This is a genomic window from Microbacterium halimionae, from assembly GCF_011761265.1.
Lineage (GTDB): Bacteria > Actinomycetota > Actinomycetes > Actinomycetales > Microbacteriaceae > Microbacterium > Microbacterium halimionae.
On record NZ_JAAOZB010000002.1, the window covers coordinates 724826 to 747968 of the forward strand.

Consider the following 23143-nt stretch of genomic DNA (forward strand, 5'->3'; position numbering starts at 1 on the left):
GGAGACACCATGGATGACGAAGTCTTCGAGGACTACGACCGTGAGCTGGAACTTGCGCTTTACCGCGAGTACCGCGACGTCGTTTCGCAGTTCCAGTACGTAATTGAGACCGAGCGACGGTTCTATCTCGCCAACGATGTCAACGTTGTGCGCCGAGACACCGAGCATGATTTCTACTTCGAGATCACGATGACTGATGTCTGGGTCTGGGATATCTATCGTGCCGACCGCTTCGTGAAGTCGGTGCGAGTGCTCACATTCAAAGACGTCAACGTTGAAGAACTCTCACGACGCGATTTTCAGCTTCCCGAAGAGCTCTCGCTCGACAACTGATTCGTAGAGCTTTCTCCCCACGCGACACATCGCGCTCGCTGTGCACGGGCGTTGGATCCTGGCCGTGAACGCGTGGAGCATCACGGCACGCTGGTGCGATGGCGGAAAAAGACGACCTCGGTCGTGCTGGAGAAGATTGCGCGGCTGAATACCTTGAGCGAAAAGGCTATAAGGTGCTGGCTCGCAACTGGCGCGGTGAGCGTGGAGAAATTGATCTCGTCGTGGCTCGTGGGCAGTCGCTCGTTTTCGTTGAGGTCAAGACGAGGCGAACGGAGTTGTTCGGACACCCGCTAGAAGCAATCGGCATTCTTAAGCTGAGACGGATCTGGCGACTCGCCTGGCAATGGTGTGCGGCGCACCCAGCCGAGGCGAAGGGCCGATCAGTAAGAGTGGATGCCGTCGGCATCACCGGTGTCGACAACTTATCTGCCAAGATCGAGCACCTTGAGGATCTCCGGTGAGTACGTCGCGAACGTGGGCACTTGCGCTCACCGGGATTCACGCGGCACCGGTTGAGGTGGAAGCCGATCTCTCTGCGCAGACGCCGGACTTTCGACTCATCGGTCTGCCCGACAAGTCGCTCGGCGAGGCTGTGCAACGTGTTCACAACGCGTGCGCGAATAGTGAACTCCCACTGCCGCGCCGTCGCCTTACGATCAATCTTTCTCCAGCGAGTCTTCCCAAACATGGATCGAGTTTCGATGTCGCGATAGCAATTGCCGCCCTAGGGACTGAGCACGCTTTCCATAACGGTTCACTTGCCACGACGGTTCATATCGGCGAACTCGGCCTCGACGGTCGGATTCGTCCCGTGCCGGGCATCCTTCCCGCGGTCCTCGGGGCGCGCGACGCGGGTTTTCGGAGGGTAGTCGTTCCACACGCCAACTTTGGCGAGGCAGCCCTTGTCGACGGGATGGAGGTGCTCGGCGCCGCCTCTCTTGCAGAAGTCGTGCGCTGGCACGGCGCAAATATCGATGTGCCTGAAGTGACCCCGGTCGTCGCACCTAACGGATCGGCACCGGTTCATGATCGCACCGAGCTCGCGGATGTGATCGGGCAAACCGACGCGGTCGAAGCGCTTGTGACAGCAGCAGCAGGCGGACACCATTTGATGATGAGTGGCCCACCGGGCGCCGGAAAGACCATGTTGGCCAGACGGATGCCGGGCATCCTGCCGGCGCTCAGCGACGAGGCGGCTCTGCGGGTGGCCTCGGTGCGATCCGTGAGCGGCACCTCTGTGACGATGCTTGAGCGAACGCCGCCATTCGAAGCGCCACATCACAGCGCAAGCGTTGCTGCGCTGGTGGGAGGCGGTTCACGCGTCGTGCGCCCAGGGGCGATCGCTAGAGCTGGCGAGGGGGTGCTTTTTCTCGATGAGGCCGCGGAGTTTCCTCGCCACGTCTTGGACTCGCTTCGGCAGCCGCTCGAAACCGGTCGCATTGTGATTCATCGCGCGGGGTTCGTGGCAGAGTTTCCCGCTCGTTTCCAGCTGATCATCGCCACGAACCCTTGTCCGTGTGGCAACTATGGCGTCAGGGCGGCTGAATGTGTGTGCCCACCGCAGGCTATTCGACGATACCTCGGCAGGCTGTCCGGTCCGCTGCTCGACAGAATCGATATCGAGTTCCATGTTCTGCGGATAACCACTGTGCCGACCGGCAGCGCACGCGGCAAGGTGACCACCGCACAAGCGCGAGAGCGCGTTGCGCTCGCACGGGATAGGGCAAAATATCGACTTCGCGAGACCCGCTGGGAAAGAAACGCCGATGTGGATGGGGAGTGGCTTCGGCACGGCCCTCTTGCCCCGAGCGTTGCGATTCGCCGCCCGCTCGATGCTGCGCTTCATCGAGGCGCGTTGACGCTCCGCGCCTATGACCGTGTGTTGCGCGTGGCGTGGTCATTGGCGGACCTAGACGGTGCGGACTCACTGCGCCTCGAGCATGTTGGGCGCGCGCTCTATCTCAAGAAGGGAATCGTTTCGTGATCACTATCGACCTTGCTCGGTCGCGTGCAGCACTCGCGAGACTCGGGTGCCTACCTGAGACAGATCAAGAAACGGTCGCGGCTTTCGCAGCGGCCGCCTGGAGTTGTCTTGTCGAGCCGGGAGACGCCGTCGCCGGGCGAATGATTTCGGTTTTCGGCGCTGCGGAGGCGCTGCGTTTTGCGCAAGGCAGTGATGTCAAGGATCTCGCGCTCGAAATGGGCGTCGAAAGCGATGACGTAGCGCGTGCACGATCTCGCTGGGCGCCACGCTTTAACGACATGGCTGTCGATGACGCGTTTGCTCGCGCAGCGCGGGCAAACGTTCGCCTGATAACACCCGATCATGAGTCGTGGCCGCGCTCGTTAACTGATCTGGGCGACCATGCGCCACGGTGCTTGTGGTTCCGAGGAAACGCTTCTGTTTTTTCGCGTTATTCAGCACACGTGGCGATAGTCGGTGCCCGGGCCGCAACAGGGTACGGCGAACATGTGGCGAGCGAGTTTGCCGCCGAACTTGCTGCGCGTGGAGTCGTCATCGTGTCCGGAGCCGCGTACGGCATCGACGGGTTCGCTCATCGTGCCGCGCTCGCGGCGGGCGGCACGTCGATCGCTGTGCTGGCCGGAGGTGCGGACCGTCCATATCCATCGGGACATGCGCGTCTTATCGATTCAATCGCGACGAAGGGGGTGGTCTGCAGCGAAGTGCCGTGCGGTTCCGCTCCGACGAAGTGGAGATTTCTGCAGCGGAATAGAGTCATTGCGGCGCTGGCGGATGCAACGGTCGTTGTCGAGGCAGGCTGGCGCAGTGGCTCATTGAATACGGCGGGGCATGCGGCTGCGCTATCTCGGCCGCTTGGCGCTGTTCCCGGGCCGGTGACCTCAGCCGCGTCCGCCGGATGTCATCGCCTACTCCGCGAGTTCGACGCGCGCTGCATCACAGGAGTTGACGACGTGGTCGAGCTTCTGGGGCTCGATAGCGCGCAAACACTTTTCGACAGCGAGAGTGATGATACTGCGGCCCGCACTAATGAGAGAACGCGGGTAACCGACGCATTGAGCACACGGAGCGCGCGGAACATAGATGACATCGCAAGGAGGAGTGGGATGTCGAATACTGAGGTGCAACAGGTACTCGGCATACTGCAACTTGAGGAGAAAGTGCGTCGCGTCGAGGGCGGCTGGCTCGTGATGGGCAACTGATAACTACCGGCGTAGCTTGCGGTGTCGGCGCGCCACTACTTCGGTGGCCCAACTACCGGTCCATGCTGGACATATGCGGATTGAAGAAGCGCTGAACGATTGGGAGCGCCATCTCGTCGGTGTTCGCAGGCTCTCCGCAGCCACGGTGCGGGCGTATACGTCAGATCTCCGGGATGTGGTGAGAAATGTGGGCGCTGCAACAGACACTTCGAAGATTGACCTTGAGGCGCTTCGTTCTTGGCAGTGGGCCGCGACGAAAAGAGGAGACTCGCGTGCGACGGTTGCACGTCGTACCTCGAGCGTGAAAGCTTTTTTCTCATGGGCCCTGGAGTCTGGCATTGTGCTCGCTGACCCGGCAGTGAGATTGAGCGCTCCCAAACGAGGTAGAACTCTTCCGAAAGTCGCTACTTCTGGCGCGCTGGCTGAGGTGCTGAATAAAGAACATGACGCGGGGGCCGATGGTGATCCACTTGTTCTTCGCGATAGCGCCATCCTGGAAACGCTTTATGGCTCTGGAATGCGCGTGTCGGAGCTTTGCAGTCTCGACATCGATGATGTAGATCTCTCGCGTCGCACGGCTCGCGTGAGAGGAAAAGGCGCGAAAGAACGCGTTGTTCCGTTCGGAGACCCCGCCGCATCCGCGATCGATCTCTATCGCCGGAGCGCGCGGCCTGCTCTCGTGGAGCGGGGTAGCGGAGAGGTATCGGCACTCTTTCTCGGTGCGCGTGGCGGCCGCATCGGTCCTCGTTCCGTTTACGACGTCGTATCTCGTCTCGTTTCGCCCGCAGTTGGCGGCGGCGATGTCGGTCCTCACACGCTTCGTCACTCGGCCGCGACGCATCTTCTCGACGGCGGCGCAGACTTACGTGCGGTGCAGGAAATTCTCGGCCACGCTAGCCTCGGCACCACCCAGATCTACACACATGTGTCGGCTGAGCGATTAGCAGCCTCGTATCGCCTCGCGCATCCGCGCGCTTAAATGGCATTCGCGTCGCGCTCGCAATAGCGTGGGCGCATGACGAGATATCGCACGAAGAAAATAGCTCTTCTGGGGCTCGTATTTTGCTGCGCACTCGTCGCGGGCTGCTCTGCGCAAGTGAGCGCAGAGCGACGTACGGTTGTTCCCTCGGCGCCGAGTGCCACAGCTACACCTGCGCCCTCTGTGACGCCGACCGCGTCGCCTGCGCCAACCGCTGCGAATATAAACGCAGATTCCATGGATTGTGGGGGAGAGCCGCTCACGCTGAACGGCTCTGCGTCGAGCTTCACGGTCGTCGGTGATTGCCCGACGGTACTTGTCAGCGGAAGCGGCAACACTATCGACCTCACGCGAGCCGTCGTCACATCAATCGAAGTCAACGGTGACAGCAACAGCATTCAAGCGACGGAAGTTTCGTCTATCGATATCAGTGGTCAGGGCAACAGTGGCCTGGCGGAGATGATCGATACCTTGAGCATCAACGGCAACGCGAATAACGTGACTGTGAGCGGAGACCTCGCAGCCGCAGCGATTTCGGGAAACGAAAACACCGTCATCGCGGGTTCGGATCCGGTTGTGGATGTCAGCGGCAGTGACAACGTGGTTTCACGCGGTTGAAGCACGCGCAGCACGTCAGCAACACGGCAATAGGACAGCTCTTGGTATCTGCTCAAACAACGTGAGTGGATTGATGTACACGCCGGCTTTTCGAACGCCAAAGTGAAGTGTTCCGAGTGACGCATGACCACCCGTCGCGACCTCGCCCACTGGTGCTCCTGCATCGACCACCGAGCCGGCCACCAGCGTCGGAGAGACCGGCTCGAGCGTAGTAACGAACCCATCGCTGTGACTGATTGTCACGAGTGAGCGATCGGCTACTTTTCCCGCGAACGCGACGATTCCGGCTGCTGGTGCAAACACAGAGTTGCCGTCGAGCGGCACGATATCGAGGCCGCGGTGTCCTGGACCGTATGCGTGGGCGGGCGCGGCGAAGCTAGCTGTGACACGAAAAGCCGCAATGGGCCAAACCCACTCGATCTCGGCGCTCGAGCGTTCAACCGCCGATGCAGGACGAGCGGATGCTGGGCTGCTCAGCGCGAGGATGCTCGCGAGCGGAGCCAACATGACGATAAAGACGAGTGCCCGCTTCATGCTGATCATTGGGCTATCGTGCGCTTGTGACCGTCATTCGGGGTTGCCGTCGCCTCATTGCCGGGAAAACCCTGCGCTTCATGTATCCGGGGGAGAGCTAGACCTGGGGCGCTGCTGATACACTTGACCGGCACCTCGCTCGTCGGGGTGACTACGCGTGCCCACAGTCCGTTTCTTCGGATGGCACCACTCCCTTCGGTCCCGCACACACGCGTGCGGGTGGGAATGGGTCGGGCACCAGGACTGCCGGGAAATTCTCCCGGACAAACAAACCGCAAACGGCGCGAACGCGTCGAGAACAGGAGAACGGCCATGGCCGTCGTCACCATTCGCCAGCTGCTCGACAGCGGCGTCCACTTCGGACACCAGACTCGCCGGTGGAACCCGAAAGTTAAGCGCTTTATTCTTACCGAGCGCAGCGGCATTCACATCATCGACCTCCAGCAGTCGCTGTCGTACATCGACAAGGCTTATGAGTTCGTCAAGGAGACTGTCGCTCATGGCGGAACAGTCCTCTTCGTCGGCACCAAGAAGCAGGCTCAGGAAGTCATCGCCGAGCAGGCAATGCGCGTCGGCCAGCCCTACGTCAACCAGCGTTGGCTCGGTGGCCTCCTAACCAACTTCCAGACGATCTCGAAGCGTCTCGCTCGCATGAAGGAGCTCGAAGAGCTTGACTATGAGGTTCCCGCGAACAGTGGCTTCACCAAGAAGGAACTGCTGATCAAGAAGCGCGAGCTCGACAAGCTTCACAAGTCGCTCGGTGGAATCCGCAACCTCACCAAAACGCCTTCTGCGATCTGGATTGTTGACGCCAAGCGTGAGCACCTCGCAGTAGACGAAGCGATGAAGCTCGGTATCCCGGTTATCGGAATTCTTGACACCAACGCTGACCCCGACGAGTTCCAGTTCCCGATCCCGGGCAACGATGACGCCATCCGTTCCGTGAGCCTGCTCACTCGAATCATCGCGGATGCCGCGGCCGAGGGCCTTGTTCAGCGCCACCAGCCGACCGACGAGGCAGAAGCTGTTGAGCCGCTCGCCGATTGGGAGCGCGAACTGCTCGAAAAGGGTGGATCGGCTCCGGAGGCTGACGCCGCTGAGAAATCGGCTGACGCCGAAGAGGTCAAGGCAGAGCCTGTTGGTTCGCCTGAAGCCGCAGCCGAGGAGGCTCCCGCATCCGAGGAGGCTCCCGCAGCAGCCGAAGACGCAGCTGACGCACCCGCCGAAGCAACAGCGACCGAGAAGTAGTCGCTCGTTCCCAATTTGTTGATCGGCGGTCCGGCTGCGGCCGGTCCGCCGATTCTTCCGAGAATTCCCCAAATACAAGGAGCCGCCAATCATGGCAAACTTCACCATCGCCGAAATTAAGGCGTTGCGCGAGCAGCTCGGCACGGGCATGGTCGACACTAAAAAGGCCCTCGAGGAAGCTGACGGAGACGTCGAAAAAGCAACCGAGATCCTGCGACTGAAGGGCGCAAAGGGCAACGCGAAGCGCGCTGACCGTTCCACGAGCGAGGGTCTCATCGTCGCTCGCGAGGTCGACGGTAAAGTAACGCTGATCGAGCTCGCTTGCGAGACCGACTTCGTTGCGAAGAATGACCGCTTCATCACGCTTGCAGACAAGGTCGCTGATGCTGCGGCATCCGCGAGTGCAGAATCTGCCGAGGCAGCCCTGGCTGTCACCGTCGGATCCCAGACCGTCGAACAGATCATCTCGGATGAAGCCGCAATTATCGGCGAGAAGGTCGAATTGCGTCGCGTCCGCACTCTCACGGGTGACAAGTTCGAGACTTACCTCCACAAGACCAGCAAGGATCTACCGCCGCAGATCGGTGTCGTGGTGGCCTACTCGGGCGACGACGCAGAGACTGCACGCAGCATTGCGCAGCACATCTCTTTCGCCAACCCTTCCTACCTCTCGCGCTCGGACGTTCCCGATGCAGATGTCGAGAAGGAGCGTGAGATCGTCACCGAAATCTCACGTAACGAAGGCAAGCCCGAAGCAGCTTTGCCGAAGATCGTCGAAGGTCGCGTCAACGCGTTCTTCAAGCAGGTCGCGCTTCTCGACCAGGACTACGCAAAAGACAACAAGTTGTCAGTAGCCAAGGTTGCTCAGGAAGCCGGCATCACAATTACTGATTTCGCCCGGTTCAAGGTCGGCGCGTAACTCATATGAAAGGCCCGCATCGTTTTCGATGCGGGCCTTTCTGCTGCGCCCGGGTAGTTTTAAACGCGACGAAAGGACTGACACGTGACTAATGAGGGATCTGGACGCCGGCGTGTTCTGCTGAAGCTCTCCGGGGAGGCTTTCGGTGGGGGACAACTTGGTGTCAACCCCGACGTCGTTGGACAGATGGCGCGCGAAATTGCCGAAGCGGTAGATCGGGTTGAGATCGCTGTTGTTGTTGGGGGCGGAAACTTCTTTCGCGGGGCTGAACTAAGCCAGCGCGGCATGGACCGCGGCCGCGCAGATTATATGGGCATGCTCGGTACCGTGATGAATTCGCTTGCACTTCAGGACTTCCTTGAGCAGGCGGGTGCCGCGACCCGCGTGCAGTCTGCTATTTCGATGACTCAGGTCGCTGAGCCGTACATCCCGCGCCGCGCCGAGCGTCACATGGAGAAGGGGCGCGTCGTCATTTTTGGTGCCGGTGCGGGACTCCCTTACTTTTCTACCGACACTGTCGCCGCCCAGCGCGCATTGGAAATCAAAGCTGACGAAGTATTGGTGGCGAAGAACGGAGTAGACGGCGTGTACACGGCTGACCCGAAAAAGGATGCATCAGCGACCCGTCTTGATCGCATCACATATTCTGACGCTTTGATAAAGGGCCTCAAGGTCGTTGATTCCACTGCTTTCAGCCTGTGCATGGACAACAGTATTGATATGCGAGTCTTTGGTATGGAGCCAGCTGGCAATGTGACCCGCGCACTTCTGGGAGACCAGATTGGCACGCTCGTCACAACGTGAGTCCTATCTGAGGCGGTAGCCCCGGATAGGATGTTCTCAAGCCCCACTGAATGGAGTACCCGTGATCGCCGACGTTTTGGCTGATACCACCACCCGCATGAATCGGGCCGTCGATGCTGCAAAAGAAGACTTTGCAACGGTCCGCACCGGGCGAGCAAACCCGCAACTGTTCCAGAAGATTCCGGTCGACTACTACGGAACTCCCACTCCGCTCGCGCAGTTGGCTTCTCTCAACAGTCAAGACGCGCGAAGCATTATCGTTACGCCCTATGACAAGACAGCGCTGAAGGCCATCGAGCAGGCCATTCGCGACACTCCGAATCTCGGTGTCAACCCGACCAACGACGGAAACATCATTCGAGTGGCAATGCCCGAACTGACCGAAGAGCGTCGTAAAGAGTACGTCAAGCTCGTCCGCACAAAGGGCGAAGACGCCAAGGTTCATGTGCGCGGCATCCGTCGCAAGGCAAAAGATGACCTCGATGCCTTGAAAAGCGACGTCGGCGAGGACGAGATTGCTCGCGCCGAGAAAGAACTTGATGCGCTCACAAGGTCGCATGTGGACGCGATCGACGAATCCCTCAAGCGCAAGGAAGCTGAACTTCTCGAGGTCTGAGGAGTACGTCGATGACCGACCCTGCGGACTATCAAAAACGGGATGACGAGCTTCCCTCTCAGTCAGAATCCCCACACGCGTTTGGTGACCAGGTTCGCTCTGCACGGACCGAGTTCGAAACCCAGGTAGCGCATGCGCGCGCCGAGTTTGAAGAAGCGAACGCTCGTATTCGCGAGCGCACCGGTCGCGATCTCATTCTGGCAATCCTCATCGGTGTGAGTATTGGCGCAATCGTTCTTGCTTCGCTGTTGTTCGCCAGCTGGCCGTTCGCGGTTTTTGCAGCGGCAGCGACGGTGCTCAGCATCTTTGAATTTACGAGAGCATTGCAGGCTTCGGGTCGTCGAATCGATCTTGTTCCGCAAGTAGCTTCGGGTCTCGCAATTGTCGCGTCTGGTTACCTGCTGGGGCTCCGGGTGCACTGGGTCGTTGTCTTCGTTGCCGTCGCTTTTGTCGTCGTCTGGCGCTTGATCGCCCAGATGAGCGCTCAAGATGCACGCTCATACGGCGATGTCGTGGATGACATCTTGTATTCCACGTTCGTGCAGATGTACATCCCGTTCCTCGCAAGCCTCGTCCTGATTTTGCTTCGAAATGAAAACGGCGCGTGGTGGGTGCTCGCTTTCTTGATAGTCGTGGTTGTATCGGATACAGGTGCGTATGCCTCGGGCCTCACGATGGGCCGTCACCCGATGGCGCCTCGCATTAGCCCAAAAAAGACCTGGGAGGGCTTCGCAGGTGCTGCCTTCGCCGCAATTGTCGCTGGTGTGCTGCTCGCTTGGCTGTTGCTCGGATTGCCATGGTGGACCGGCATAATTTTCGGAGCAGTTGTGCTGTGCACTGCGACGATTGGTGATTTGGGCGAATCAATGGTCAAACGCGACCTCGGGATTAAAGATATGAGTTCCTGGCTTCCCGGCCACGGCGGGGTTCTTGATCGCTTGGACTCAATTCTTCCTTCAACCGTGCCAGCGCTCGTTCTCTACTATCTGCTCACGCCATTGGTAATGACATGATTCTTGACGATCAGCCCGCGCGAGACGCGGACCAGCCTGACAGCGAAGGTAGCGACGTAGAGGCCGAAACTGTTGCTGTCGAAAGCAATGGGAGCGCCGCACCAGCTTTGCCTGTCGAACGTGGTCGGCGTAAGGGCTACGAGCAGCGCGCTGTAGATGCCTTTCTTAGCCACGCGCGAGCTGCATTTGAAGACCAGGTCGACGAGAACACGCCACGTATGACCTCATCTTCAGTCCGATCGGCGGCGTTTCCGCTCGCAAAAGGCGGATACGTCGTTGCCGCTGTTGACGCCGCGCTCGGTCGTCTCGAAGATGCTTTCTTCGCTCGTGAACGAGCAGAGAGCCTTGAGACTGACGGCGTTCAAGAGTGGGTGGATCGCAGCCGAGGAGACGCCCAGGTGATTCTCGACAGGCTCTCACGCCGGCGGGGACGACGTTTTCGCCATGTTTCCTGGATGCGCTACGGGTATCGCGTCGATGAAGTCGATATCGTTGCTGACAAGATCTCAGGGTACCTGTCCGAAGGTGAGCCCGTAACGGTGGAGCAGGTGCGCGCAGTTGCATTTCGGATGCAGCGCGGCGGATATCAAGAAACTCAGGTGGACGCTGTTTTGGACGCTGTCGTGGAAGTGATGTTGGCGGTCCGCTAATCGATAGATCTCCTAGATCTGCGACGCTGATGTGTCGGCGATGATGACACGTTCAGCGTTTGGCCGGTAGACTCGCCACACTGTGACTTCCGGTAACGAGCTGAATCCCCAGCAATCCCGCCCGATTTCTCGGCGTTCTCAGAACGCTCAGGTCTCGCGACGGTCGTCTGCTGTACCGCCGCCGCGCTGGTCGCGTCGACGTGGTGTACTTGGAATTTTCGCGGCGCTTGCTGCAGTCGGATTTATCGCGGCGTATGCCGGACCTACAGGACTTGCGGTCTCTCAAGCGACCGCAGCAGACGAGGTGCCGACGACGTTGTACGCCAGCACGCTCGCAGACGCACAAACGATGCTCGTTTCGGAAGCGTCATCAGACGAAGCAGAGAGCCTCGACCGCGGGAACTACGAGGTTTACGTAACTCCCACTCCTACTCCAACTCCCACCCCCACTGAAACTGCCGAGGCTGCTTCATCCTCATCTTCCTCCTCGCCCTCGACCGGCTGGGCGCCGCCATTTGTAAGCCCGGACCCGGGCAGTGCGCAAGCCGCCGCTTACGACATGGTTATGTCCCGCGGTTGGGGTGATGGCGAGTTCTCTTGTCTGGTGGCGCTGTGGAATAAAGAGTCAGGCTGGCGCGTGAACGCTTACAACGCCGGCAGCGGTGCATATGGCATTCCGCAGGCGTTGCCGGGTGGAAAAATGGCCAGCGCTGGCGGCGACTGGGAGACGAATGCTGCAACTCAGATCTCCTGGGGTTTGGGTTACATCTCCGGGCGTTACGGCACGCCCTGTGGGGCGTGGGGTCATTCTCAAAGCACCGGCTGGTACTGATCAACGTGCCGCGCTCACATAGGCGGCGACCGCAAGAGGGCGCTGGCGATTCTTTCGAGCGAATGCTCGCGGGGTGGAAGCGATCCGAGACGCGGCGCGGCTCGCAGTGGACAGTTCAGCCTGTTTCAGCAACACAAGCCAACAAGACCTACGTTTGTCCTGGGTGCGGCGGATCGGTTGCTCCCGGCGTCTCGCACCTCGTGGTGTGGCGAGCAGACGGGGTGCTCGGCGACGCTGCAGATCTCGCTGGACGTAGGCACTGGCACTCTCACTGTTGGAAGGTGTACTGAAGTGGAAATTCGCGGGCCGCTCTTGTTACCTGCCTCTCGGCAGGAAATTGAACTCACGACGTCAGACGGTCTCACGCTGGTAGGAGAACTCGCGCTCCCGCTGGATCGACCTCCCGTGGCAACTCTTGTGACGCTGCATCCGCTTCCGACCGCCGGAGGCTTTATGGATTCTCATATCCTGCGGAAGGCCGCGGCGAGACTGCCCGCGCTTGCATCGCTAGCGGTCCTTAGGTTCAATACGCGGGGGACGGCGTCACCGCGGGGGACAAGTGAGGGAACTTTTGACGGCGGAAAGTCTGAGGCGCTGGACGTCGAAGCTGCGATGGCATTCGTGGCGGCACAGTCTCTCCCGGCCCCGTGGCTCGTGGGCTGGTCGTTCGGAACGGAACTCGCGTTGAAGTACGGTCGCAAGTTTGAGGTCGAGGGAGCGATTCTGCTCTCACCGCCCCTCCACCGAACTAGTGCTGAAGAGGTTGCTGCGTGGCGGGGCGATCCTCGGACGCTTACTGCCCTCATCCCCGAGTTCGATGACTACTTGCGACCAGCGGAAGCTGTTCAGCGCTTCGCATCGGTGCCAGAGGCTACGATCATTCCCGTAGCGGGAGGAAAGCACCTGTGGGTAGGCGAAGCCCAAACTCGCCGTGTGCTGAGCGAGATTGTTGCCGTGGTCAACCCAGATGCGCTGCCGCTTGCGACCAACTGGGATGACGAAGCGAGCATGCCTTAGCGCTTGGCTCAGCGTTCGTTTTGCCGCGGAATGACGACCTGCCGATAGATGATGAGGATGCTCGCGGCCACCGGAATGGCGATGAGTGCGCCGAGCAGGCCGAGTAGCGAACCACCCGCCAACGCCGCGATAACTACTACGGCGCCGGGCACTGCAACGGCGCGGCTCATGATTCGTGGTGAAATCACGTAAGCCTCGATCTGCATGTAGATGAGGTAATAGATCGCCGCGATGAGTGCAGTTGTCGGCGAACCAAGTCCGCCGGGCAGAAGGCACGCGAGAACGATGAGGGTCGAGCCAGTGAGTGTGCCGACGAGCGGAATGAGCGAGAAAAAGAAAGCGACAACCGCGAGTACCGCAGGAAACGGTGCGCCAATGATCGTGAGAAAGATGGCACTCAGGATGCCGTTTGCGACGCCCAGGCTTACTTGCCCGATGACGTAGAAGCCAACGGAGTCGGTGATCTGCTCGGAAAGATCGATGAAGCGGGGGCGGCGAGAAGCCGGGACGAGCTGATACACCGCGGCTTTCAACGACGGGGTCGAAGCCGTGAAGTAGATCGTGAGGATGAGCACGATGAAGGCTCCGGCGAATCCCGAGAGGATGGACGCGCCTACGGCGAGAACGCTCTCCCCGATTGAGCCAATATCGAGGGACCGCATCCAGTCGGTGGCGTACTCAAAGATCAGGTCGACGCGGAGATTTGGGAACGTTGTCTCGAGCCAATTGCGGAGGTCGTCGAAGAAGGTGCCTTTTTCAACGAGGTCGGCAATGACCTTGACGAGCTGACCGACTTGGCTGGCAATGACGGGCACGACCATGACCACAATCCCGGTGAAAATGGCGAGCACTCCGAGCACGGTAAGAAGTACCGCAGCCCATCGAGGTAGGCGCTGTTTCTCTAGCCACGAGATGATCGGATCGAGACCTAGGGAAAGGAAGAGCGCAGTTCCGACATAGAGCAGAATCGTCGAGAGCGTTGTAATGCTCTCCAGCAGCATGATTCCGAGGCCCACCCCAAGGGTGGCCACCAGCGCAACCCGAAAGGGATTTTGAATCTTCACAGTTGTCCCCTCCGACAGGTGTAGTTCTCCTGTTCAGAGAATACGCATTGTTTCGCGACGCGGGGTGATCGACGCCTTCCCGGGGCGCTCTCAGCCGCGATTGGATAGTCTGGAACGTCGAGTCTTAGCTTCACCGCGCCCTGAGGTGAAGCACAGGAGGTATATTCGTGCGTTTTGTGTGGGCCGTAGCCGCGTTTGTGCTCGCTGCGTTGCTGATTGGCGGAGGCATCGCGCAACGGACCGTATTTAGCGGCCCATCGACGCAAACAGCGAACATCGAAGTTGATGCTGATGCGCCATACGTTGTCATTGATGGCGATGTCATGTCGATGCTTACCGGAACTCAGACCCTGCGGATTGAAGACACGGGCAGCGTATTCGCGGCATACGGCAGGACGACCGATGTCGATGCATGGGTGGCGAGGTCGGAGTACACCCGCGTAGCCCTCGACGATGACGGTGCTATCACGAGCTCACTTGTAGAGCCCGAAGTCGTCGATGAGGAAACCGATGGCTCTGATGACGCGACTACGACCCCGGTCGGGTCGGACTTGTGGCTCGACGAGTTTCAACAAGACGGCGTAGTGACGACGCCGTTGCAGATTCCCTCGACGATGAGCGTCATCATCGCCACAGATGGCCAATCTCCCGCACCCGCAAGTGTCACTGTCTCGTGGCCCTTAGACAACGCGACACCGTGGGCGGGTCCGCTCATCGTGCTGGGGGGTGCGTTTCTCGGCGCGGGCGTGATTCTGTATGTGCTGGGAATTCGGCATGCCCGCCGTTCTCGTGGGCCGCGCCGCAAGGCGCCGCCGCCGTTGGCACACACCCAGCCCATCGACGTCGCCGGAGATATTGAAAGTGGCTCAGGGAAGAAGGGCGTCATTTCCGCAACGGGCAGGCGCAGATCTATCGGTAAGCGCAGTTTGGCTGCCGTGCCTGTGCTCGCGGTCTCGGTGGGCCTCCTCGCGGGCTGTTCTGCAGAAGCATGGCCGCAGCTGGCTCCAAGTCCGACTCCATCGCCGAGCACAACGGTGATTGATGCAGAAGACCAGCAATTACCTGCCGTCACCGAAGCTCAAGCAAAGGCTATCCTCGTCGAGATTTCTCAGACAGTTGCTCAGGCCGACGCCGATATGGACTCAGATCTTGCCGCGACGCGACTCGACGGCGCGGCGCTCGATGTGCGCGACACGAACTACACGCTGAGATCACAGATCGCCGACTACGCGACGCCTGATGCGATACCGACGGATCCGGTATCGATCATTCTCCCGCAGGCCTACGACGGGTGGCCCCGGACCGTGATGATGGTCGTCGGTGATGAAGACGACACTGACCCCGCGCCGACAATCATGATGATGACTCAAGAAGACGCGTGGTCTCAGTACAAGCTCACCTACATCGGTGGGATCGAAGCGGCAACCGCGATGCCTGATCTGGCTCCCACATACGTCGGCGCTGTTCAGGTGCGGCCGGATACTTCGTTCTTGGTCATCTCGCCGGATGAGCTACCTGCCGCGTATGCGGATGTCTTGAACAACGGTGAGGACAGCGAATACGCGGTTCTCTTCGACGACGAGAGCGATAAATTCCGCCAGATGATCGTGGATGATCGCCAGAAGCGTCTGGATGAGTTCAATCAGACCGCGACTGACACCGGTACTCTCTCGTTCTCCGCGGAGGCTGGGGAGAACGATCCTCTGGCGTTGGCCACTCTGGAGAGCGGAGCGATCGTAGCCGTGGACGTCTCGGAGGTTGATACCGTGAAGCCGACCAACAGCGACGCCGTGATCAAGCTTGACAATAACCCCACGGTAAAGACGCTGTCAGGGAGCGATGAATCGCAGTCGGGCTTCACGACGACATTCAAAGACCAGCTTTTCTTCTACGTTCCAGGCCAAGGCTCAACGGAGAAGATCCGATTGCTCGGCTACTCTTCCGACATTCTCAATGCAAAGGTGATTCAGTGAGCAACGTCACACCCGGCGCCGTGATGCGAGGCGCCATCGATCTTTCAGCGCTGCGTCAGCGTCACGATGCGCAATCCGCAACTTCTGCGGCGTCGCCCACAGGCACTCCTGCTGTGCCCGCAAACGCACCGTCAGATGTTTCGGTTCCGTCCCTCGTCATGGACGTGAGCGATCAGACATTCGGCCAGATTTTGGAGCTTTCTCGAACTGTTCCAGTTGTGGTCGACTTGTGGTCTGCGCGCAGCGAAGCGAGCGCGCAGCTGAGCCCCATCGTGGAAAAGATCGTTCGTGAAGCCGATGGCGCTCTCTTGCTTGCGAGAGTCGACGCCGATACGAACCCGCAGGTTGCCCAGAGCTTCCGCGCACAGTCGATACCTATGGTCGTTGCACTCGTTGCGGGACAACCTGTCCCGCTCTTCAACGGAACGGTCACTGAACAGCAGGTCCGTGAGGTCTTCGGCCAGTTGCTCCAGGTCGCCGGGCAAAACGGAGTCTCCGGCCGCGTCAGCGTGACCGAATCCGCCGAAGACTCTGCGGATGAGGCGACGGAACCGCCGCTTCCGCCATTGCACGCTGAAGCATACGAAGCCATCGAGGCGGGCGACTACCCGAGGGCTGCGCTCGCATATGAAAAGGCTATTCAAGAGAACCCGAGAGACGTCGATGCGCGCACCGGGTTAGCTCAGGTACGTCTTCTCCAACGCGTCCAGGATCTTGATGCGCAGGACGTGCGCGTCGCTGCAGCTGCCGGGCCACGAGATGTGAACGCTCAGTTCGCTGTTGCTGACCTCGATCTCGCGGGTGGGCACGTCGAGGATGCGTTTGGACGCTTGCTCGAGCTGTTTGCGTCGCTGCCAATCGACGAGCGTCCGCTTGTGCGCGAACGGATCGTCGAGTTTTTCGGCCTCGTGGGCGACGCCGATCCCCGAGTGCTCCGCGCGCGCAGCCAGCTTGCGTCGCTGCTCTTCTAGTCCACCTGCGTTGCTTTTTGGCTGAGCCACAGCACACCGAGCGGGGGCAGCGTCATCGTTGCAAGGCTCGCGTCTGATGCGGTGACGTGTCCGAAATTGCCGCTTCCTGAACCTCCGAAGTCCGTGGCATCCGTGTTGAGGATCTCTGCCCACACGCCTGGACGCGGCAGCTCGAGCTGAAAGTTCTCGATCTGAACACCCGAAAAGTTACATACGATAACGACGGCATTGCCGTCGTCGTCGAGTCGTGAATACGAGAGAACGTTAGGGTTCCACGTTGGTGCGCCGATCCGAGAGAAAGCGGAGCCGTCATGATCCCGCTGCCACAGCGGCGCATTGTCGCGATAGATGCGATTGAGCGAGCCGACAAAGTCGTGAAGCTGCCGGTGAGAAGGCTGATCGAGAGTCCACCAGTCCAGGCTTCTTGACTCAGACCACTCGGAAAACTGTCCGAATTCTTGGCCCATAAACAGCAACTGCTTGCCGGGATGACTCCACATGTACGCCAGGAACGCACGCATACTGGCGAGCTGCTGCCAATGGTCGCCGGGCATCCGACTGAGGAGGCTGCCTTTTCCGTGCACAACTTCGTCGTGGCTGATGGGGAGAATAAAGTTCTCGCTGAAGGCATACACAAACGAAAACGCGAGTTCGCTCTCGTGATGAGACCGGTACATCGGGTCACGGCCCATGTACACGAGAGAGTCGTTCATCCAGCCCATGTTCCACTTGCTGCCAAAGCCAAGACCTGACTGACTAGTTGGAGCCGTGACACCTGGATAGCTGGTGGATTCTTCGGCGATCATCGCGACGCCCGGGTGCTGCTTGTAGACGGTCGCATTCACCTCTTGGAGAAAACGAATAGCCTCGAGGTTTTCTCGACCACCATAGATGTTTGGCTCCCACTCGCCTTCTTCTCGCGAGTAGTCGAGGTATAGCATCGACGCGACTGCATCTACGCGAAGTCCATCGACGTGGAACTCCTCGAACCAGTAGAGCGCGTTCGCGACGAGAAAGTTGCGCACCTCGCTGCGTCCGTAATCGAAAATCAACGTTCCCCATTCGCGGTGCTCACCGCGGCGAGGGTCCGGGTGCTCGTAGACCGCTTCGCCATCGAATTGAGCGAGCGCAAAAGCGTCTTTCGGAAAGTGGCCCGGTACCCAATCGACGATCACTCCGATGCCGGCTTCGTGGAGCCGATCAATCAGATATCGAACATCATCGGGTGAGCCGAACCTACTGGTTGGAGCGTAATAGCCGCTGACCTGGTAGCCCCACGAACCTCCAAAAGGGTGCTCCGCGAGAGGCATGAATTCGACGTGCGTGAAGCCCAACGAGGTGACGTACGGAATGAGTTCATCCGCGAGCTCACGGTACGAGAGGCCTTCGCGCCACGACCCGACGTGAAGCTCGTAGATCGACATCGGTTGCCGGTGCGGAGCGGATTCAGCACGTGTCGCGATCCACGCCGAGTCCTGCCACTCATAGTCAGAATCAGTAACGATTGACGCTGTTCCGGGCGGAACTTCGGCAGCGCGCGCCATCGGGTCAGCCTTCATAATCCATGCCCCATTGCGGGTCAAGATTTCGAACTTGTAGGTAGACCCAACTCCAACCTTGGGCACGAACAGCTCCCAGATACCACTCGATCCGAGCGATCGCATCGAGTGTCCACCACCGTCCCAGCCGTTGAAGTCGCCTACGACGCGCACTGCCTGCGCATGCGGAGCCCACACTGCGAAGGCCGTTCCTGATACACCGTCATCGACGAGTTGGTGCGAGCCCAGTACCGTCCAAAGCTTTTCGTGTCTGCCCTCATGAATGAGGTGGGTGTCGAGCTCTCCGAGCGTGGGGAGGTGCCGGTACGGGTCATCCTCGACGTACTCAGTACCGTCTTCGTACGTCGCGGAAATCTCATAGGAGGAAGGATCGACGAAGAACGAACCTTCCCATATTCCCGCCCGTACATGGTCGAGTTCCACGGTGCGGCCGTCTATGAACTGAGCCGCTACGGTTTTGGCCAGCGGCCTACGCACACGAAGAACCCATCCGACGCCTGAGGGGTCGGCGTGGATGCCCAGAACGTCGTGCGGCGCGTAGTACGAACCGGTAGCGAGAGTGTCAAGTATGCGCGGATCTATTGTGCTCATGAGTTCTCCTTGACGTGCAGGATGTGGACGGGTTCGTTGAAGGCATCGAGGCGCACAAAGTTGTGATCGCTCCACGCCCACCGCGCACCCGTCACGAGGTCTTCAACATCGAATGTGTCGCCCGGTGAGACGCCCCAGATGCGGGTGTCGAGGTGCACAGTGGTTTGGCGGGCGGAATGGGGATCGACGTTTACGACAACGATGATCGTGTCGGAACGACCGTCTTCGGTGAAAGCTCCATCGATGTGTTTCGAATAGACGAGAATCGCGTCGTCGTCGCTCCAGTGCGCGGAGAAATTCCTCAGTTGTCGAAGCGCCGGATGCGCGGCTCGAATCTCGTTGAGTTTTCGAATAAACGGAGCGAGAGAATCATCGGCTGCCGCGGCCGCTTCCCAATCGCGGAACTTGTATTCGTACTTCTCGTTGTCGATGTTCTCTTCGGCGCCAGGACGAGCAACGTTTTCGAAGAGCTCGAATCCGGCGTACACGCCGTAGCTTGGCGCAGCTGTCGCGGCGACTGCCGCCCGAATCTGAAATCCTGGCCGGCCGCCGTACTGGAGGTACTCGGTGAGGATGTCTGGTGTGTTCACGAAAAGGTTCGGCCGCATAAAGTCGGCGGTTTCGTGAGAGACCTCACCAAGAAATTCTTCGAGCTCCTGCTTCGTATTGCGCCACGTGAAGTAGGAGTAACTCTGCTGGAAACCTGCTGTGGCGAGTCCCTGCATAATTGCGGGTCGTGAGAACGCTTCCGCTAGGAACACGACGTCAGGGAACTCGTCATTTACTCGCGCGATAAGCCATTCCCAAAACTGGAGTGGCTTTGTGTGAGGGTTATCCACCCGAAAGATCTGAACACCCTGCGAGATCCAAAGACGCACAACGCGAAGTACTTCTGCGCTGAGACCATCCGGATCGATATCGAAGTTCAGCGGGTAAATGTCTTGGTATTTCTTCGGCGGGTTTTCCGCGTATGCGATCGTGCCGTCCGGCAAAGTCGTGAACCACTCCGGGTGCGCTGCCACCCACGGGTGGTCGGGTGCTGCTTGGAGTGCGAGGTCGAGAGCGACCTCGATCCCGTATTCTCGCGCCGCAGATACGAACTCACGGAAGTCTTCTAGCGTGCCGAGATCTGGATGGACGCTATCGTGGCCGCCGTCCGCGCTCCCGATCGCCCAGGGTGAGCCTGGCTCTCCTGCGGCCGCAGTAAGCGAGTTGTTCTTCCCCTTGCGATTGCGGTGGCCAATCGGGTGAATCGGCGGCAGATACAGCACATCGAAGCCCATGTCCGCCACAGCGGGGAGCCGCTTCGCGGCAGTGGCAAATGTGCCGCTGTGCACAGCACCATCGTTATCGATGAAAGCTCCTTCTGACCTCGGAAAAAACTCGTACCACGCGCCGACGCCAGCGCGTTCGCGCTCAACGATGATCGTTGATTGCTCGGTTAGCGTGCTCAACGACTGAAGCGGGCGTGCCCGCAGGAACGCAGCGATTTGGGCATCTCCGACGAGGTCCAACGCGGCTGCGTCGTCTACTGTGTCGTCTCGAAGCGAGGCTGCGGCTTTCTTCAGTGTGCGCCGCTCGGCTGTTGGCCGAGTGCTCTCAGCCGCTGCCCTGAGGAGCAGGAGTGCTCCAGTTTCACGCATGAGTTCGCTATCGACACCAGCCGCTATTTTCAGAGCAGCCGCATGACGCCACGTCGCGAAGTCGTCGGTGAAAGACTCAAAGTGAAACTGCCATACCCCGGGCTCACGCAGTTCGACGTCGCACGACCAGCGGTCAAGACCCGGAGCTGTGTGCTCAAGTCGATGAAGCGACGTGTCACCAGAAGGCGCCTGTAAACGCAGGTGAACGCCGATGAGGTCGTGGCCATCCCGAAAAGCAGTCACCATGAACGGCACAACCTCGCCGACAAACGCCTTCGGTCTATACCTCCCGGGTGCCGAAGGATGCAAAACCGACGTGGGGATCCGCCCAACCAGAGTCGGGAAGCTCGTCGGCCACTGCTCGATCGAGCGATTCGGCAACGCTGTCGCGCTGCGCCACGAAGAAGAGGTCACGGATTGCTCTGTGGTATCCACCTACCGAACCTATCGCGAGCATGGCAACCCTGCAGCTATCAACTTGAGTGTGCTAAGAGGCGCGAAAAAGATGCATCGAGGTCGGCGGCATGTTGACGGCGCCACCCGGGACGTAGCTATCGCCCGGTACGAGCGGGACGTCGTCGGCGCTCGACCACAGGGACGTGAATCCCTGCACATCGTCAACGAGAGGAAGCGTGACATCGATTGAGGTCTCGTTGCCGTGGACTATCAGCAAGATGCGGTTGAACTCTTCGGATTCCGGAGTCGACGAGGCAACATACTGCAAGGTGCGGTGAGAGGGGTCAGTCCATCGTTCGCTCGACATTGTCTGCCCGCCTTCGTCGAACCACTCCATCACCGATGCAGATGGGGTGAGTTCTCCGAGTCGCGCGAAATGGACCGGGCGGAGCGCGGGGTTTTCCGCGCGAACAGCGAGAAGGCGTTGTACATGTGCGAAAAGGTCCTCTTGCCAAGGCGAGTTTTGCCACGACATCCAGGTGAGTGCGGAATCGTGACAGTACGCGTTGTTGTTGCCGCGCTGTGTCCGACCGAATTCGTCGCCTGCGGTAAGCATCGGAACACCGGCCGAGAGGAGCAGCGTCCCGAGGAGGTTGCGCATGGCTTTCCTGCGTGTGGCAAGGATTCCCTCATCAGTCGTTGGCCCCTCAGCGCCATGATTGAAGGATCGGTTTGTACTTGCGCCATCGCGGTTTTGCTCACCGTTGCCCATGTTGTGCTTGACGTCGTAAGAAACGAGGTCGCGCAGGGTGAATCCGTCATGTGCTGTGACGAAATTGACGCTCGCCAACGGACCACGCTCGGCGCTGAAGGTGTTTGACGAACCCGCGAGGCGTGTCGCGAATCCGCCGATGCCTACCGGAGCACTCGCGGCGCGACGCGCATAGTCCACATCGCTTAACCAGAAGTTCCGTACGCGATCACGGTACCTGTCGTTCCATTCGAGCCAGCCTTCGCCAAAGTTGCCGGTCTGCCATCCGCCGAGTCCGACATCCCACGGCTCGGCGATCTTCTTCACACCAGCGAGCTGCGGATCGTCGATGATCGCACGCAGCAACGGATGCTCGGGGGTGAAGCTGTGGTGACTGTCACGGCCGAGCGTCGCCGCAAGATCAAAACGGAATCCGTCGATCTGCACGTCTTGTGCCCAGTAGCGCAGCGAGTCGAGCACAAGCCTTGCTGCGGCATCCGTCGCAGTGTTCACCGAATTGCCACATCCTGTGACGTCGATGTACGTGCCTTCATCCTGCTGGCGGTAGTAATTGCGGTTGTCAATCCCGCGAAAGCTACTTCGCGGTCCCCCGATGCCCTCCTCTGCTGTGTGGTTGTAGACCACATCGAGGATGACTTCGAGCCCCGCTTCGTGGAGAAGCTTCACCATGCCTTTAAACTCGCGCAACACAGCCTCTGGCCCCTCGCTTCGTGCGGCTTGAGTCGCGTAGGCGCTGTGTGGCGTAAAGAAATTGACGGAGTTATAGCCCCAGTAGTTGGTGAGTCCGAGTTGCAACAATCGCGGCTCGGAAGCGAACTGATGCACCGGCAGAAGTTGGATGCTGGTGATACCGAGCTTCAGGTAGTGCTCAATCATCGCCGGATGGGCAAGCCCCGCATAGGTGCCGTGCAGAGAGGGCGGCACATCGGGGTGCCGTTTGGAGATTCCTTTGACGTGAGTCTCGTATATGACGGTTCGATCCATCGGAATAGCTGGTTTCTGGACGCCGCCCCAGTTGAATTCACCGTCCACAACAACCGAGCGCCAGTCCTGGTAGCCCGTGCTCACGAGTCCTTTCGAGTAGGGCTCGATGAGAAGCGTCTGAGGATTGAACGTGTTACCAGGCCCGTAGGGCCCGTTCGCCCGCACCGCATACCGCACGCCGGGGCGAAGGGCCGTGGTCGTGATCTCCCACACGTCATCGCCGCGAGGTTCTAACGGGAGAGTGTCGAGGGCCCAATCGAGGTCGGTGTCATCAAAAATAACGAGCTCGAGACTCGACGCCGATGCGGACCAGACTCGCAGAGTCGCGCCGTCGGCATGCAAGGTAATTCCAAGGTCGTTGAAAATGGGGTCTAGGAGACCCGCACGGGGAGAGGGCGCTGAGGGCTCCGTTGTGAGCATGCGATCTACAGTAGTAATGCCAGG

22 protein-coding genes are annotated in these 23143 nt (G+C 59.7%); 17 read left to right on the plus strand and 5 right to left on the minus strand.

Annotated features, from left to right (window positions below):
* Positions 1-9: 9 nt before the first annotated feature.
* From FHS06_RS11215 to FHS06_RS11240, 6 genes are all read left to right on the plus strand, one after another.
* Positions 10-333 (plus strand): DUF2469 family protein, encoded by a 324-nt coding sequence (locus FHS06_RS11215; protein WP_165142669.1) that lies wholly within the window; start codon positions 10-12, stop codon positions 331-333.
* A gap of 98 nt (positions 334-431) precedes the next feature.
* Entirely contained in the window at positions 432-794 is a 363-nt protein-coding gene (locus tag FHS06_RS11220; RefSeq protein WP_167049318.1) for a YraN family protein, read from the plus strand.
* The gene (locus FHS06_RS11225) at positions 791-2317 is read left to right on the plus strand and encodes a YifB family Mg chelatase-like AAA ATPase (RefSeq protein ID WP_167049320.1); all 1527 of its coding nucleotides are present in this window, start codon (positions 791-793) and stop codon (positions 2315-2317) included. Before FHS06_RS11220 ends, FHS06_RS11225 begins: the two co-directional genes overlap by 4 nt.
* Positions 2314-3516, plus strand: a complete 1203-nt coding sequence (gene dprA, locus FHS06_RS11230) for a DNA-processing protein DprA (protein WP_310734803.1) — start codon at positions 2314-2316, stop codon at positions 3514-3516. The genes FHS06_RS11225 and dprA overlap by 4 nt, the downstream gene beginning before the upstream one ends.
* A gap of 73 nt (positions 3517-3589) precedes the next feature.
* The gene (locus FHS06_RS11235; protein WP_167049322.1) at positions 3590-4495 is read left to right on the plus strand and encodes a tyrosine recombinase XerC; all 906 of its coding nucleotides are present in this window, start codon (positions 3590-3592) and stop codon (positions 4493-4495) included.
* 237 nt (positions 4496-4732) lie between these two features.
* Entirely contained in the window at positions 4733-5113 is a 381-nt protein-coding gene (locus FHS06_RS11240; protein ID WP_167049324.1) for a DUF3060 domain-containing protein, read from the plus strand.
* A 15-nt stretch (positions 5114-5128) separates the two neighbouring features.
* Here FHS06_RS11240 and FHS06_RS11245 read toward each other — a convergent pair whose 3' ends face one another.
* On the minus strand, positions 5129-5656 hold the full coding sequence (locus FHS06_RS11245; RefSeq protein ID WP_243845440.1) for a murein hydrolase activator EnvC family protein: 528 nt from the start codon (positions 5654-5656) through the stop codon (positions 5129-5131).
* Between the two features lie 303 nt (positions 5657-5959).
* Between FHS06_RS11245 and rpsB the strand changes: the two genes are divergently transcribed.
* The 9 genes from rpsB to FHS06_RS11290 all read left to right on the plus strand — a co-directional run bounded on the left by rpsB (position 5960) and on the right by FHS06_RS11290 (position 12746).
* The gene (gene rpsB / locus FHS06_RS11250; protein WP_167049326.1) at positions 5960-6895 is read left to right on the plus strand and encodes a 30S ribosomal protein S2; all 936 of its coding nucleotides are present in this window, start codon (positions 5960-5962) and stop codon (positions 6893-6895) included.
* A gap of 91 nt (positions 6896-6986) precedes the next feature.
* Positions 6987-7814, plus strand: a complete 828-nt coding sequence (gene tsf / locus FHS06_RS11255; RefSeq protein ID WP_167049328.1) for a translation elongation factor Ts — start codon at positions 6987-6989, stop codon at positions 7812-7814.
* Between the two features lie 84 nt (positions 7815-7898).
* On the plus strand, positions 7899-8618 hold the full coding sequence (gene pyrH / locus FHS06_RS11260; RefSeq protein WP_167049330.1) for a UMP kinase: 720 nt from the start codon (positions 7899-7901) through the stop codon (positions 8616-8618).
* A 61-nt stretch (positions 8619-8679) separates the two neighbouring features.
* A complete protein-coding gene (frr, locus tag FHS06_RS11265) occupies positions 8680-9234 on the plus strand; it encodes a ribosome recycling factor (RefSeq protein WP_167049332.1) in 555 nt (184 codons plus the stop codon).
* Positions 9235-9245: 11 nt separating this feature from the next.
* Positions 9246-10247 (plus strand): phosphatidate cytidylyltransferase, encoded by a 1002-nt coding sequence (locus tag FHS06_RS11270; RefSeq protein ID WP_167049334.1) that lies wholly within the window; start codon positions 9246-9248, stop codon positions 10245-10247.
* Entirely contained in the window at positions 10244-10897 is a 654-nt protein-coding gene (locus FHS06_RS11275; RefSeq protein ID WP_167049336.1) for a DivIVA domain-containing protein, read from the plus strand. The genes FHS06_RS11270 and FHS06_RS11275 overlap by 4 nt, the downstream gene beginning before the upstream one ends.
* Positions 10898-10979: 82 nt before the next feature.
* Entirely contained in the window at positions 10980-11729 is a 750-nt protein-coding gene (locus FHS06_RS11280) for an aggregation-promoting factor C-terminal-like domain-containing protein (protein WP_310734804.1), read from the plus strand.
* Between the two features lie 5 nt (positions 11730-11734).
* Complete coding sequence (locus tag FHS06_RS14020; protein ID WP_167049338.1) at positions 11735-12019, plus strand: hypothetical protein; 285 nt, start codon at positions 11735-11737, stop codon at positions 12017-12019.
* 1 nt (position 12020) lies between these two features.
* On the plus strand, positions 12021-12746 hold the full coding sequence (locus FHS06_RS11290) for an alpha/beta hydrolase (RefSeq protein WP_167049340.1): 726 nt from the start codon (positions 12021-12023) through the stop codon (positions 12744-12746).
* An 8-nt stretch (positions 12747-12754) separates the two neighbouring features.
* Here FHS06_RS11290 and FHS06_RS11295 read toward each other — a convergent pair whose 3' ends face one another.
* Positions 12755-13810 carry an AI-2E family transporter gene (locus tag FHS06_RS11295; RefSeq protein WP_167049342.1) on the minus strand — a complete coding sequence of 352 codons (1056 nt, stop codon included), beginning with the start codon at positions 13808-13810 and terminating at the stop codon, positions 12755-12757.
* A gap of 167 nt (positions 13811-13977) precedes the next feature.
* Between FHS06_RS11295 and FHS06_RS11300 the strand changes: the two genes are divergently transcribed.
* Both FHS06_RS11300 and FHS06_RS11305 read left to right on the plus strand, forming a co-directional pair.
* The gene (locus FHS06_RS11300; RefSeq protein WP_182486490.1) at positions 13978-15783 is read left to right on the plus strand and encodes a DUF8094 domain-containing protein; all 1806 of its coding nucleotides are present in this window, start codon (positions 13978-13980) and stop codon (positions 15781-15783) included.
* Entirely contained in the window at positions 15780-16754 is a 975-nt protein-coding gene (locus tag FHS06_RS11305; protein ID WP_167049345.1) for a tetratricopeptide repeat protein, read from the plus strand. Before FHS06_RS11300 ends, FHS06_RS11305 begins: the two co-directional genes overlap by 4 nt.
* Here the strand turns inward: FHS06_RS11305 and glgB are convergent.
* The 3 genes from glgB to glgX are packed head-to-tail and all read right to left on the minus strand — an operon-like array spanning position 16751 to position 23119.
* Positions 16751-18904, minus strand: coding sequence for a 1,4-alpha-glucan branching protein GlgB (glgB, locus tag FHS06_RS11310; protein WP_167049347.1), 2154 nt, complete (start codon positions 18902-18904; stop codon positions 16751-16753). The genes FHS06_RS11305 and glgB overlap by 4 nt on opposite strands.
* Positions 18901-20982, minus strand: a complete 2082-nt coding sequence (locus tag FHS06_RS11315; protein ID WP_167049349.1) for an alpha-1,4-glucan--maltose-1-phosphate maltosyltransferase — start codon at positions 20980-20982, stop codon at positions 18901-18903. Before FHS06_RS11315 ends, glgB begins: the two co-directional genes overlap by 4 nt.
* Positions 20983-21034: 52 nt before the next feature.
* Complete coding sequence (gene glgX / locus FHS06_RS11320) at positions 21035-23119, minus strand: glycogen debranching protein GlgX (protein WP_167049351.1); 2085 nt, start codon at positions 23117-23119, stop codon at positions 21035-21037.
* Between the last annotated feature and the right edge of the window lie 24 nt (positions 23120-23143).